The sequence below is a fragment of the Streptomyces sp. NPDC041200 genome (assembly GCF_055591805.1).
The window spans coordinates 1-15077 of sequence record NZ_JBVIZF010000075.1; the positions used below are offsets into that span (position 1 = coordinate 1).

The 15077-nt window shown below is 71.4% G+C and carries 1 protein-coding gene; it reads left to right on the plus strand.

The features are described from left to right. On the plus strand, positions 1-15077 hold a 15077-nt coding region (locus ACZ6CL_RS41810; RefSeq protein ID WP_468946539.1), incomplete at both ends, for a type I polyketide synthase.

Below are 15077 nucleotides of genomic sequence, written 5' to 3' on the forward strand. Positions count from 1 at the left end.
GTGCTGTTCTCCGGTGCGGCGGCCGTGTTCGGGGCACCGGGGCAGGCGAGCTACGCCGCGGCCAACTCCTTCCTTGAGGCGCTTGCTCAGCAGCGCGTGGCGCAGGGGCTCCCGGCCACCGCTCTGGCCTGGGGCCTGTGGGCTGGCGCGGGTATGGGCAGCGGGCTGGATGAGGTGGGTCTGCGGCGTATCGCGCGGGGCGGCGGCGCCCCGATCACCGCTGATGAGGGGCTTGCCCTCTTCGACGCGGCGCGCGCCGATGGCGCGGCGGTGTTGTTCCCGATGCGGATCGACTACGCGGGGCTGCGTTCTGAGGCTGTGGGGACGGGTGTGGTTCCGCCCCTGTTCCGTGGCCTGGTGCGGGCCCCGGTCCGGCGGGCGGCCACTGCGGCCGCCACCGCCGACGGCTCCACGCTCGTGCGGCGCCTGGCCGGGCTCGCGCGGCCCGAACGGGACCGTGAGCTGCTGGAGTTGGTGTGCGCGCGGGTCGCGGCGGTGCTGGGTTACGCGGGTCCGGAGGCGGTGGAGCCCGGACGGGCGTTCAGGGAGCTGGGCTTTGACTCGCTCACCGCGGTCGAGCTGCGCAATGATCTGAAGACGGTCACGGGGCTGAGGCTTCCGGCCACGCTGGTCTTCGACTACCCGACCCCGACCGCCCTCGCCGGTTATCTGCGAGACGAGCTGCTGGGCGCCGAGGAGGCCCTGGCACCCGCAGCCATCGGGCGTACGGGTGTGGTGTCGGCGGTGGACGACGACCCGATCGTGATCGTCGGGATGAGCTGCCGCTTCCCGGGCGGTGTGAGCACGCCCGAGGACCTGTGGGACCTCGTCGCGGCCGGTGGTGACGGCATCTCCGGCTTCCCTGCCGATCGCGGCTGGGACCTGGACGGCCTCTACAACCCGGACCCCGACCACACGGGTACGTCGTACACCCGCGAGGGCGGTTTCCTGCACGACGCCGCCGACTTCGACCCGGCGTTCTTCGGGATTTCGCCGCGCGAGGCCCTTGCGATGGATCCGCAGCAGCGGTTGCTGCTGGAGACATCGTGGGAGGCCTTCGAACGTGCGGGTATCGACCCGTCGACCGTGCGCGGCAGCCAGACCGGTGTCTTCGCGGGCGTCATGTACCACGACTACCTCGTCGGTACGGGCGAGATTCCCGAGGGTGTCGAGGGCTACATCGGCACGGGCAACGCGGGCAGCATTGCCTCCGGGCGGGTGGCGTACACCTTCGGGCTTGAGGGCCCGGCGGTGACCGTGGACACGGCGTGTTCGTCGTCGTTGGTGGCGCTGCACCTGGCCATCCAGGCGCTGCGGAGCGGTGAGTGCTCGATGGCGCTGGCCGGTGGTGTGGCGGTGATGGCCACGCCCGAGACGTTCGTGGACTTCAGCCGTCAGCGCGGCCTGGCGGCTGATGGCCGGTGCAAGTCGTTCGCGGCTGGTGCGGATGGCACGGGCTGGGGCGAGGGCGCGGGCATGCTGCTCGTGGAGCGGCTGTCGGACGCCCGTCGCCATGGGCACCCGGTGCTGGCGGTCGTGCGGGGCTCGGCGATCAACCAGGACGGTGCGTCCAATGGTCTGACGGCGCCGAATGGTCCGTCGCAGCAGCGCGTCATCCGGCAGGCGCTGGCCGCTGCCGGTCTCTCGGTTGGCGATGTGGACGCCGTGGAGGCGCACGGTACGGGTACGACGCTGGGCGACCCGATCGAGGCGCAGGCGCTGCTGGCCACGTACGGACGCGACCGGGATGGGGATCAGCCGCTGTGGTTGGGGTCCATCAAGTCGAACATCGGGCACACGCAGGCGGCGGCTGGTGTCGCGGGCATCATCAAGATGGTGATGGCCATGCGGCACGGTGTGCTGCCGCAGACCCTCCACGTCGACGCGCCGTCCTCGCAGGTCGACTGGGCGGAGGGCGCCGTCTCGCTGCTCACGGAGGCGCGGGAGTGGCCTGAGATCGAGGGCCGTCCGCGCCGTGCGGGTGTGTCGTCGTTCGGCATCAGTGGCACCAACGCGCACACCATCATCGAGCAGGCCCCGGCGATCGAGGCCCCGGTGACGGTGTCCGAGCCGGAGGCCTCCGGCGGTGTGCTGCCGTGGCCGCTGTCGGCCATGGGCCAGGAGGCGCTGCGTGACCAGGCCCGCCGTCTGCGCGACCGGCTGAGCGTCGCCGACGAGACGGACGATCTCGCCGACCTCGCCGACATCGGCTACACGCTGGCCACCGGGCGTACCGCGTTTGAGGACCGTGCGGTGCTGGTGGCCGATGGTCGTGAGGGCTTCCTGCGCGCTCTGGAGGCGTTGGCTTCCGGTGAACCGGCCACGGGTGTGGTGCAGGGTTCGCCGGTCGCGGGAAAGCTCGCCTTCCTGTTCACGGGGCAGGGGAGCCAGCGGCTGGGGATGGGTCGTGAGCTGTACGAGGCCTACCCGGTGTTCGCTGAGGCGCTGGACGCGGTGTGCGACGCGCTGGACGGGCATCTTGAGCGGCCGTTGAAGACGGTGCTGTTCGGGGACGATGCGGGGGTTCTGGACCAGACGGGGTTCACTCAGCCCGCGTTGTTCGCGGTGGAGGTGGCGCTGTTCCGGCTGGTGGAGGCGTGGGGTGTGCGGCCCGACTTCTTGTCCGGGCATTCGATTGGTGAGTTGGCTGCCGCGCATGTGGCGGGTGTGTTGTCGCTTGCGGATGCCGCTGCGTTGGTGGCGGCGCGTGGGCGGTTGATGCAGGAGCTTCCGGCGGGTGGCGCGATGGTCGCCGTCCAGGCGTCGGAAGAGGAAGTGGTGCCGCTGCTCGGTGGGGGTGTGAGCATTGCCGCCCTCAACGGGCCCACGTCGGTGGTCATCGCGGGTGACGAGGACGCCGTGGTGGAGGTCGCGGCGTCGTTCGAGGAGCGGGGTCGTAAGACCAAGCGGCTGACGGTGAGCCACGCGTTCCACTCGCCGCGTATGGACGGGATGCTGGACGCGTTCCGCGAGGTCGCGGAGGGGCTGTCGTATGAGGCCCCGCGCATTCCGATCGTGTCCAACCTGACCGGGGATGTCGTCTCCGCTGAGGAGATCACGTCTGCCGACTTCTGGGTGCGGCATGTCCGCGAGGCTGTGCGCTTCCTCGATGGTGTGCGCACTCTCGAGGCTCAGGGTGTGACCACCTGTCTCGAACTGGGCCCGGATGGTGTGCTGTCCGCGATGGGGCAGGACTGTCTCACCGAGGGCGACGCGACGGCTTTCGCCGCCGTTCTGCGTGAGGGGCGTTCGGAGGCCGTTTCGCTGGCCGGTGCTCTTGCCGCGTTGCAGGTCCGGGGCGTGGCCGTGGACTGGGAGGCGTTCTACGCCGGGGCCGGTGCGCGGCGGGTGGAGCTGCCGACATATGCCTTCCAGCGCCGTCGCTACTGGCTGGACGTGTCGACGGCCACCGCCACGTCCGGCGCCACGGCGCTGGACGCGGTGGACGCCCGTTTCTGGGAGGCGGTGGAGCGCGGGGATCTGGAGTCGCTCACCGCGACGCTGGGTCTTGGCGCCGAGGACAACGAGGCGCTGGAGGCGCTGCTGCCGTCGATGTCGCTGTGGCGGCGGCGGCAGTCGGAGCGTTCGACGGTGGACGGCTGGCGTTACCGGGTGTCGTGGAAGCCGGTCACCGACCGCGCTACCGCTTCCCTGAGCGGCCGTTGGCTGGTCGTCGTACCGGCTGAGGCAACGGGGTCCGCGTGGGTCGCCGGGGTCGTCGGGATGCTGAACGACCGTGGTGTCGACGTGGCGCGGGTCGAGCTGACCGCCGACGAGGACCGGGCGGCGGTGGCCGCACAGCTGACCGACGCCGTTGCGACCGGCGACGACGTGACCGGTGTGGTGTCCCTGCTGGCCCTCGCCGAGGGTGACGCGCTGCTGCGTACGGTCGCGCTGACCCAGGCGCTCGGCGATGCGGGCGTCGGTGCGCCGCTGTGGGTGGCCACGCGGGGCGCGGTGGCTGTGGGCCGTTCGGACGGCGGGGCGGTCATCCCGGATCAGGCGCAGCTGTGGGGCGTGGGCCTGGCGGCGGCGCTGGAGCTGCCCGAGCGCTGGGGTGGTTTGGTCGATCTGCCGGAGACGGCTGATGAGCGCGCGGTGGCGCGGCTGGCGGAGGTGCTGGCCGGGGTCGGCGGTGAGGACCAGGTCGCGGTCCGTGCGTCGGGTGTCTTCGGGCGTCGGCTGGTGCGTGCTTCGGTGTCCGCGTCGTCGGGTGGCTCGTGGCGTCCGGGCGCGGGGTCTGTGCTGGTCACGGGCGGTACGGGTGCGCTGGGTGCGCGCGTGGCTCGCTGGCTGGTGGCGCAGGGCGCCGAACATGTGGTGCTGACCAGCCGTCGTGGGCTGGAGGCTCCGGGTGCGGTGGAGCTGCGGGATGAGCTGTCGGCGTCGGGCGCTCGGGTGACGGTGGCCGCGTGTGATGTGGCCGACCGCGATGCGCTTGCGGAGCTGTTGGCCTCCCTGCCGGAGGAACTGCCGCTGACCGGTGTGTTCCACACGGCGGGTGTGCTGGACGACGGGGTGCTGGACTCGCTCACCCCGGAGCGCTTTGCGACTGTGCTGCGGGTGAAGGTGGCCGCGGCGGCGCATCTCGATGAGCTGACGCGTGGGCTGGATCTGTCGGCGTTCGTGCTGTTCTCCTCGATCAGTGGCACGTTCGGTGCCGCCGGACAGGGCAACTACGCTGCCGCCAATGCCTCGTTGGACGCGTTGGCTGAGCGCCGGCGTGCTGAGGGGCTGCCTGCCACGTCGATCGCCTGGGGCCCGTGGGCCGAGGGCGGCATGGCCGCGGACGACGGTCTGGAGCAGCGGCTGCGCCGTGGCGGTCTGCCGCCGATGGATGCCGAGGTGGCGGTTGCCGCTCTCCAGCGGGCGCTGGACCTGGACGACGCGGCGGTGGCTGTCGCGGACATCGACTGGGCCCGGTTCGCACCGGACTTCACTGCCGTACGGCCGAGCCGCCTGATCGCGGACTTCGCGGAGTTCGCGGGCGTGGCGCAGTCGGGGCAGGACACCGGTGGCGCGTCTGACGGTGGCGGGCTGGCCGGGCGGCTGGCTGGGCTGGGTGAGGCTGAGCGGGACCGGTTGCTGCTGGATGTGGTCCGTAGCCAGGTGGCCGCGGTACTGGGCCATGACGGTTCGGAGTCGATCGGGGTCGAGCGGGCCTTCAGCGAGCTGGGCTTCGACTCGCTCACCGCCGTCGAACTCCGCAACCGGCTGAACGCGGCGACGGGTGTCCAGCTTCCCGCGACCTTGATCTTCGACTACCCGACGGCGTCGGCTCTCGCGGACTATCTGCGGACCGAGCTGCTGGGCGTGGACGTGGCGGTGTCCGGTGGTGTGGTGGCGCCGACGGTTGCTGTGGCTGACGATCCGATCGCGATCGTGGCGATGAGCTGCCGTTTCCCGGGCGGGGTGCGTTCACCCGAGGAGCTGTGGCAGCTGCTGTCGTCGGGTGGGGACGCGATCGCGGAGTTCCCGTCCGACCGTGGCTGGGACCTGGCCGGGCTGTATGACCCGGAGCCGGGCCGTCAGGGGACGTCGTACACGCGTGAGGGTGGATTCCTTTACGACGTTGCCGACTTCGACGCGGCGTTCTTCGGGATCTCGCCGAGGGAAGCCCTTGCGATGGATCCGCAGCAGCGGTTGCTGCTGGAGACCTCGTGGGAGGCGTTCGAGCGGGCAGGCATTGACCCGGCCACGGTGCGTGGCCAGCAGGTCGGTGTCTTCGCCGGGACCAACGGACAGGACTACCTGTCGCTCGAGCGGGCGTCTGAGGGGCTTGAGGGCCACTGGGGCACGGGTAACGCGGCGAGTGTGGTGTCGGGCCGGGTGGCGTACACCTTCGGGCTGGAGGGCCCGGCGGTGACGGTGGACACCGCGTGTTCGTCGTCGCTGGTGGCGCTGCACATGGCGGTGCAGGCGCTGCGGAGCGGTGAGTGCTCGATGGCGCTGGCCGGTGGTGTCACGGTGATGTCCACTCCCGACAACTTCATCGACTTCAGCCGTCAGCGCGGACTGGCCGCGGACGGTCGGATCAAGGCCTTCGCGGCCGGTGCGGATGGCACCGGTTGGGGTGAGGGCGCGGGCATGCTGCTGGTGGAGCGGCTGTCGGACGCGCGGCGCAACGGCCATCCGGTGCTGGCGGTCGTGCGGGGTTCGGCGATCAACCAGGATGGCGCGTCGAATGGTCTGACGGCGCCGAACGGTCCGTCGCAGCAGCGCGTCATCCGGCAGGCGCTGGCCGGTGCGGGGCTGTCGCCCGCTGACGTGGATGCGGTGGAAGCCCACGGTACGGGGACGACGCTGGGCGACCCGATCGAGGCGCAGGCGCTGCTGGCCACGTACGGACGTGACCGGTCCGACCAGCCGTTGTGGCTGGGGTCTATCAAGTCGAACATCGGGCACACGCAGGCGGCGGCTGGTGTCGCGGGCATCATCAAGATGGTGCTGGCCATGCGGCACGGTGTGTTGCCGCAGACGCTGCATGTGGATCAGCCGTCGCCGCACGTCGACTGGTCGGCGGGTTCGGTGTCGCTGCTGACGGAGCGGGTGGAGTGGCCGGAGACCGGCGGTCCGCGCCGCGCGGGCGTGTCCGCGTTCGGTATCAGCGGTACCAACGCGCACACCATCATCGAGCAGGCGCCGCCGGTCGATGAGCCGGGTGGGGTGGCCGAGCCGCGTGGTCTCGGGGGTGTGCTGCCGTTCGTGCTGTCGGCGAAGAACGCCGAGGCGCTGCGGGAGCAGGCCGTGCGTCTGCGCACGCACATCGAGACGCGGCCGGAGTCGGTGCTGCTCGATGTCGCTCACGCCCTGGCTGTCGGTCGTGCCGCTCTGGAGCGGCGTGCGGTGCTCAGCGTTGGTGACCGCGACGAGCTGCTGCGGACGCTTGACGCTCTGGCAGCGGGCGAGTCCGCGTCGGGAGTGGTCGAGGGGACGGTTGCCGAGGGCAAGGTGGCGTTCCTGTTCACGGGGCAGGGCAGCCAGCGGCTGGGGATGGGCCGTGAGCTGTACGACGCCTTCCCGGTGTTCGCGGATGCCTTGGACGCGGTGTGTGCGCATCTGGATCTGCACCTTGAGCGGCCGCTGCGGGATGTGCTGTTCGGGGATGACGCCGAGGCGCTGGACCAGACCCGGTTCACCCAGCCCGCGCTGTTCGCCATCGAGGTGGCGCTGTTCCGTCTCGTCGAGGCATGGGGTGTGAAGGCGGACTTCCTGTCCGGGCACTCCATTGGTGAGTTGGCTGCCGCGCATGTGGCGGGTGTGCTGTCGCTTGCGGATGCGTGCACGCTGGTGGCCGCGCGTGGGCGTCTGATGCAGGAGCTTCCGGCCGGTGGCGCGATGATCGCGGTGCAGGCGTCGGAAGACGAGGTGGCGCCGCTGCTCGGTGAGCGGGTGAGCATTGCCGCCCTCAACGGCCCGTCGTCCGTGGTCATCGCGGGTGACGAGGACGCTGTGGTGGAGGTCGCGGCGTCGTTCGAGGAGCGGGGTCGTAAGACCAAGCGGCTCGCGGTGAGCCACGCGTTCCACTCGCCGCGCATGGACGGGATGCTGGAGGCGTTCCGTGAGGTCGCGGAGGGTCTTTCGTACGAGGCTCCGCGCATCCCGATCGTGTCGAACCTTACCGGGGATGTCGTCTCCGCCGAGGAGATCGCGACCGCTGACTTCTGGGTGCGGCATGTCCGCGAGGCCGTTCGCTTCCTGGATGGCATACGGACGTTGGAAGCGCAGGGCGTGACGACCTTCGTCGAGCTGGGCCCCGATGGGGTGCTCACCGCCATGGCGCAGGAGTGCGTGACCGGCGACGACGACGCCGCGTTCGCGGCCGTGCTGCGCAAGGATCGTCCCGAGGCCGAGGCGCTGTTGTCGGCCGTCGCGCGGGCGCATGTGCGGGGCGTGACGCCGGACTGGACGGCTGTCTTCACCGGTGCGGGCGCCGCCCGGATCGAGTCGGCCGAGCTGCCGACGTATGCCTTCCAGCGCCAGCGGTACTGGGCCGACGCCCCGGCCCCGGCGGCTGTGGTGGCGGAGACCGGGCCGGGATCTGCTGTTGATGGGCGGTTCTGGGATGTCGTGGAGCGTGGGGATGTAGCCGCGCTGGCTGCGGAGTTGGAGGTGGACCCGGAGCTGCCGTTGGGCGAGGTGCTGCCTGCGTTGTCGTCGTGGCGGCGGCAGGAGGCTGTGCGTTCGGCGGCGGATGGCTGGCGTTACCGGGTGTCGTGGAAGCCGGTGACCGAGCGGTCGGCTGTTGCTGGGGCGTTGGGTGGTTGCTGGGTGGTGGTCGTCCCGGCGGGTGAGGCCGGGGGCGAGTGGTCCGCGGGTGTGGCGCGGATGCTTGCCGGGCGTGGCGTTGATGTGTGCGTGGTCGAGCTGGACGCTGTGGACCGGGCCGGGGCGGCGGATGAGCTGCGTACGGTGGTGGGCGACGGCGCGGTGACGGGTGTGGTGTCGCTGCTGGCCCTGGCGGACGACGGCGATGGTCTGCTGCGTACGGCTGTTGTGACGCAGGCCTTGGGCGACGCGGGTGTCGGTGCGCCGCTGTGGGTGGCCACGCGGGGTGCGGTGGCCGTGGGTCGTTCGGACGGGGCGGTCAGCCCGGTGCAGGCGCAGGTGTGGGGTCTGGGCCGGGTGGCGGCGCTGGAGCTGCCGGAGCGCTGGGGTGGTCTGGTCGATCTGCCGGAGTCGGTGGATGATCGTGCCCTGGCGCGGCTGGCGGGTGTGCTGGCCGGGGCCGGTGGTGAGGACCAGGTCGCGGTGCGCGCCTCGGGCGTGTTCGGACGTCGGCTGGTGCGGGCGTCGGCGTCCGCGTCGTCCGTCGACGGCTCCTGGACGCCGGGTGCCGGTACGACGCTGGTGACGGGCGGTACGGGTGCGCTGGGCGCGCACCTGGCCCGCTGGCTGGTGGCGCAGGGCGCCGGGCATGTGGTGCTGACCAGCCGTCGTGGGCTGGAGGCTCCGGGTGCGGTGGAGCTGCGGGATGAGCTGGTGGAGTCGGGTGCCCGGGTGACGGTCGCCGCGTGTGATGTGGCGGACCGGGACGCGCTCGCCGAGCTGCTGGCCGGGCTTCCGGCGGAGCTTCCGCTGACCGCTGTTGTGCATGCCGCCGGTGTGCTGGACGACGGTGTGGTGGACGCGCTGGACGCCGAGCGCTTGGAGCGGGTGCTGCGTGCCAAGGCTGCCTCCGCGCAGAACCTCCACGAGCTGACGCGTGACCTGGATCTTTCGGCGTTCGTGCTCTTCTCGTCCCTCAGCGGTTCGGTCGGTACGACCGGGCAGGGTAACTATGCGGCGGCCAATGCGCATCTGGATGCGCTGGCCGAGCGTCGGCGTGCCGAGGGGCTGCCTGCCACGTCGATTGCCTGGGGCCCGTGGGCCGAGGGTGGTATGGCTGCGGACGAGGCGCTGGAGCGGCGGATGCGCCGTGACGGGGTGCCGCCGATGGCGCCCGAATCGGCGCTCGCCGCGCTGCAGCGGGCGCTGGATCTCGATGACGTCGCCGTGACGGTCGCGGACATCGACTGGGAGAGCTTCGCCCGCACCCTCACCGTCGTCCGGCCGAGCCCGCTGATCGCCGATCTTCCGGAGGTCGGGACGCGTGGCGCGACTGACGCCGAGAGCGGACAGGTCGTCACCGACGCCAACTCCGCCTCGCCGCTCAGCGAGCGGCTGAGCGGTCTCCCGAGGCCCGAACAGGACCGCGAGCTGCTGGAGTTGGTGCGTGCGCAGGTCGCGTCGGTGCTGGGGCATGGCGGGGCCGAGGCGGTCGAGGGCGGGCGTGCCTTCAAGGAGCTGGGTTTCGACTCGCTGACCGCCGTTGAACTCCGCAACCGGCTGAACGCGGCGACCGGGCTGAAGCTGTCCGCCACGCTCATCTACGACTACCCGAACGCGGCCGTCCTGGCCGATCACCTGCGGACCGAGCTGCTGGGCGCGGATGCGGCGGTGTCCGGTGGTGTGGTGGCGCCGACGGTTGCCGTGGCTGACGATCCGATTGCGATCGTGGCGATGAGCTGCCGTTTCCCGGGCGGGGTGCGTTCGCCCGAGGAGCTGTGGGAGCTGCTGTCGGCGGGTGGGGACGCGATCGCGGAGTTCCCGTCCGACCGTGGCTGGGACCTGGCCGGGCTGTACGACCCGGACCCGGAGCGTCAGGGGACGTCGTACGCGCGTGAGGGTGGATTCCTCTACGACGCCGGGGACTTCGACGCGGCGTTCTTCGGGATTTCGCCGCGCGAGGCCCTCGCCATGGACCCGCAGCAGCGGTTGCTGCTGGAAACGTCGTGGGAGGCGTTCGAGCGGGCAGGCATTGACCCGGCCACGGTGCGTGGCCAGCAGGTCGGAGTCTTCGCCGGGACGAACGGCCAGGACTACCTGTCGCTGCTGATGCAGGCGCCCGAGGGCCTGGAGGGCCACTTGGGCACGGGCAACGCGGCGAGCGTGGTGTCGGGCCGGGTGGCCTACACCTTCGGCCTTGAGGGGCCTGCCGTCACCGTCGATACTGCGTGTTCGTCGTCGCTGGTCGCGCTGCACATGGCGGTGCAGGCGCTGCGGAGTGGTGAGTGCTCGATGGCGCTGGCCGGTGGTGTCACGGTGATGTCCACTCCCGACAACTTCATCGACTTCAGCCGTCAGCGCGGGCTGGCGGCCGATGGTCGGATCAAGGCCTTCGCGGCCGGTGCGGATGGCACGGGCTGGGGCGAAGGCGCGGGCATGCTGCTCGTGGAGCGGCTGTCGGACGCGGAGAAGAACGGCCATCCGGTGCTGGCGGTCGTGCGGGGTTCGGCGATCAACCAGGATGGCGCGTCGAATGGTCTGACGGCGCCGAACGGTCCGTCGCAGCAGCGCGTCATCCGGCAGGCGCTGGCCGGTGCGGGGCTGTCGGCCGGTGACGTGGATGTGGTCGAGGCGCACGGTACGGGTACGACGCTGGGTGACCCGATTGAGGCGCAGGCGCTGCTGGCCACGTACGGGCAGGAGCGGGATGGGGACCGGCCGTTGTGGCTGGGGTCCATCAAGTCGAACATCGGGCACACGCAGGCGGCGGCTGGTGTCGCGGGCATCATCAAGATGGTGCTGGCCATGCGGCACGGTGTGCTGCCGCGGACGCTGCATGTGGATGAGCCGTCGCCGCACGTCGACTGGTCGGCGGGTGCGGTGTCGCTGCTGACGGAGCAGACGGAGTGGCCGGAGACCGGCCGCCTGCGCCGCGCCGGTATCTCCTCGTTCGGCATCAGTGGCACCAACGCGCACACCATCATCGAGCAGGCCCCGGTCCCGGCCCTTGCGGCCGCTCCGGCCGAGGAGCCCGCGTCGCGTGAGCTGACGGCGCTGCCGTGGCTGCTGTCGGCGAAGGACGGGCAGGCTCTGCGCGCCCAGGCCGTTCAGCTGGCCGCCCACCTCCGGGCCCATCCCGAACTGACCGCGACCGACCTCGCCTTCTCGCTTGCCACCGGCCGCGCCACGCTGGAACAGCGTGCGGCGCTCGTCACCACTGACCGTGAGACGTTCCTCGCGGGCCTGGACGGGCTGGAGCGGGGCGAGTCTGCCCCGGGCCTGATCGAGGGCTCGGCGGTTGAGGGCAAGGTGGCGTTCTTGTTCACGGGGCAGGGCAGCCAGCGGCTGGGGATGGGCCGTGAGCTGTACGACGCCTTCCCGGTGTTCGCGGATGCCTTGGACGCGGTGTGTGCGCATCTGGATCTGCACCTTGAGCGGCCGCTGCGGGATGTGCTGTTCGGGGATGACGCCGAGGCGCTGGACCAGACCGGTTTCACCCAGCCCGCGCTGTTCGCGGTGGAGGTGGCGCTGTTCCGGCTGGTGGAGGCGTGGGGCGTGCGGCCCGACTTCCTCTCCGGCCACTCCATCGGTGAGCTGGCTGCCGCGCATGTGGCGGGTGTGCTGTCGCTCGCGGACGCTGCGAAGCTGGTGGCCGCGCGTGGGCGTCTGATGCAGGAGCTTCCGGCCGGTGGCGCGATGATCGCCGTCCAGGCGTCGGAAGACGAGGTGCTGCCGCTGCTCGGCGAGCGGGTGAGCATTGCCGCCCTCAACGGGCCCACGTCGGTGGTCATCGCGGGTGACGACGATGCTGTGGCTGAGGTCGCGGCGTCGTTTGAGGCGCGGGGTCGTAAGACGAAGCGGCTCGCGGTGAGCCACGCGTTCCATTCGCCGCGTATGGACGGGATGCTGGAGGCGTTCCGTGAGGTCGCGCAGGGGCTGACGTATGAGGCTCCGCGGATTCCGATCGTGTCGAACCTGACCGGTGATGTCGTCTCCGCTGAGGAGATCGCGTCTGCCGACTTCTGGGTGCGGCATGTCCGCGAGGCCGTGCGTTTCCTGGATGGTGTGCGGACGTTGGAAGCGCAGGGCGTGACGACGTTCGTGGAGCTGGGCCCCGATGGGGTGCTCACCGCGATGGCGCAGGAGTGTGTGTCCGGCGAGGATGCCGGGTTCGTGGCCGCGCTGCGCAAGGGGCGGGTGGAGGCTGAGTCGGTGACGGCTGCCCTCGCCACGCTGCAGGTCCGTGGTGTGGCCGTGGACTGGGAGGCGTTCTACGCCGGGGCTGGTGCGCGGCGCGTGGAGCTGCCGACGTATGCCTTCCAGCGCAGCCGCTTCTGGCTGGACGTGTCGACGGCCACCGCCACCGCCACCGCCGGTGCCACGGCGCTGGACGCGGTGGACGCCCGTTTCTGGGAGGCCGTGGAGCGCGGGGATCTGGAGTCGCTTACCGCGACGTTGGGCCTCGGCGCGGAGGACAATGGCGCGCTGGAAGCTCTGTTGCCCTCGATTTCGTCGTGGCGACGGCGTCAGTCGGAGCGTTCGACGGTGGACGGCTGGCGCTATCGGGTGTCGTGGAAGCCGGTCACCGACCGCGCTGCCGCTTCCCTGAGCGGCCGTTGGCTCGTGGCGGTACCGGCGGGGTCGGTCGAGGACACATGGGTCGTCGGTGTCGTCGGGATGCTGAACGACCGTGGTGTCGACGTGGCGCGGGTCGAGCTGGCTGCCGACGCGGACCGTGCCGCAGTGGCGGCGCGGCTGGCCTCGGCTGTTGGTGACCAGGCCGTGACCGGTGTGGTGTCTCTGCTGGCCCTCGCCGAGGGTGAGGCGCTGCTGACCACGGCGGCGCTGACGCAGGCCCTGGGCGATGCGGGTGTCGGTGCGCCGTTGTGGGTGGCCACGCGGGGTGCGGTGGCCGTGGGCCGTTCTGATGGCGCGGTCAGCCCGGTGCAGGCGCAGGTGTGGGGTCTGGGCCGGGTGGCGGCGCTGGAGCTGCCGGAGCGCTGGGGTGGTCTGGTCGATCTGCCGGAGTCGGTGGATGAGCGCGCGCTGGCGCGGCTGGCGGGTGTGCTGGCCGGGGTCGGCGGTGAGGACCAGGTCGCGGTCCGTGCGTCGGGCGTGTTCGGACGCCGACTGGTGCAGGCAACCGCGTCGTCCGTCGACGGCTCCTGGATGCCGGGTGCCGGTACGACGCTGGTGACGGGCGGCACGGGTGCGCTGGGCGCGCACGTGGCCCGCTGGCTGATCGACAAGGGCGCCGGGCATGTGGTGCTGACCAGCCGTCGTGGGCTGGAGGCTCCGGGTGCGGCGGAGCTGCGGGATGAGCTGGCCGCCTCCGGTGCTCGGGTGACGGTCGCCGCGTGTGATGTGGCGGACCGGGACGCGCTCGCGGAGCTGCTGGCCGGGCTTCCGGCGGAGCTTCCGCTGACCGCCGTCGTCCATGCGGCCGGTGTGCTGGACGACGGCGTACTGGATTCGCTCACTCCCGAGCGGTTCGCCTCGGTGCTCCGGGCGAAGGTCGACGCCGCGTTCCATCTGGACGAGCTGACGCGTGACCTGGACCTTTCGGCGTTTGTGCTCTTCTCGTCCATCAGCGGTTCGGTGGGCGCGGCCGGGCAGGGCAACTACGCGGCGGCCAATGCGTATCTGGACGCGCTGGCCGAGCGTCGGCGTGCTGAGGGGCTGTCTGCCACGTCGATCGCCTGGGGCCCGTGGGCCGAGGGTGGTATGGCTGCGGACGAGGCGCTGGAGCGGCGGATGCGCCGTGACGGGGTGCCGCCGATGTCGCCCGAGTCGGCCGTCGCCGCGCTGCAGCGGGCGCTGGATCTCGATGACGTCGCCGTGACGGTCGCGGACATCGACTGGGACCGGTTCCTCGGCGGGTTCACCGCCGTGCGGTCGAGCGTGCTGTTCGGCGAGTTGCCTGCGGCGCGTCCGGTGTCGGAGAGCGCGGGTGCGCCGCGTCCGGCCGCCACCGCCGGGACCGGGACGCTGGCCGAGCGGCTGTCCGGTCTTACGGAGACCGAGCGCGTGCAGACGCTGCTGGAGTTGGTGCGTGCGCAGGTCGCGTCGGTGCTGGGGCATGGCGGGGCCGAGGCGGTCGAGGGCGGGCGTGCCTTCAAGGAGCTGGGCTTCGACTCGCTGACCGCCGTTGAACTCCGCAACCGGCTGAACGCGGCGACCGGGCTGAAGCTGTCCGCCACGCTCATCTACGACTACCCGAACGCGGCCGTCCTGGCCGATCACCTGCGGACCGAGCTGCTGGGCGCGGACGTGGCGGTGTCCGGTGGTGTGGTGGCGCCGACGGTTGCCGTGGCTGACGATCCGATCGCGATCGTGGCGATGAGCTGCCGTTTCCCGGGCGGGGTGCGTTCGCCCGAGGAGCTGTGGGAGCTGCTGTCGTCGGGTGGGGACGCGATCGCGGAGTTCCCGTCCGACCGTGGCTGGGACCTGGATGGGCTGTATGACCCGGACCCGGAGCGACAGGGGACGTCGTACGCGCGTGAGGGCGGTTTCCTCTACGACGTTGCCGACTTCGACGCGGCGTTCTTCGGGATTTCGCCGCGCGAGGCCCTCGCCATGGACCCGCAGCAGCGGTTGCTGCTGGAGACCTCGTGGGAGGCGTTCGAGCGCGCGGGCATCGACCCGGGTGCCCTGCGGGGTCAGCAGGTCGGTGTCTTCGCCGGGACCAACGGACAGGACTATCTGTCGCTGCTTGAGCGGGCGTCTGAGGGGCTTGAGGGCCACTGGGGCACGGGTAACGCGGCGAGTGTGGTGTCGGGCCGGGTGGCGTACACCTTCGGGCTGGAGGG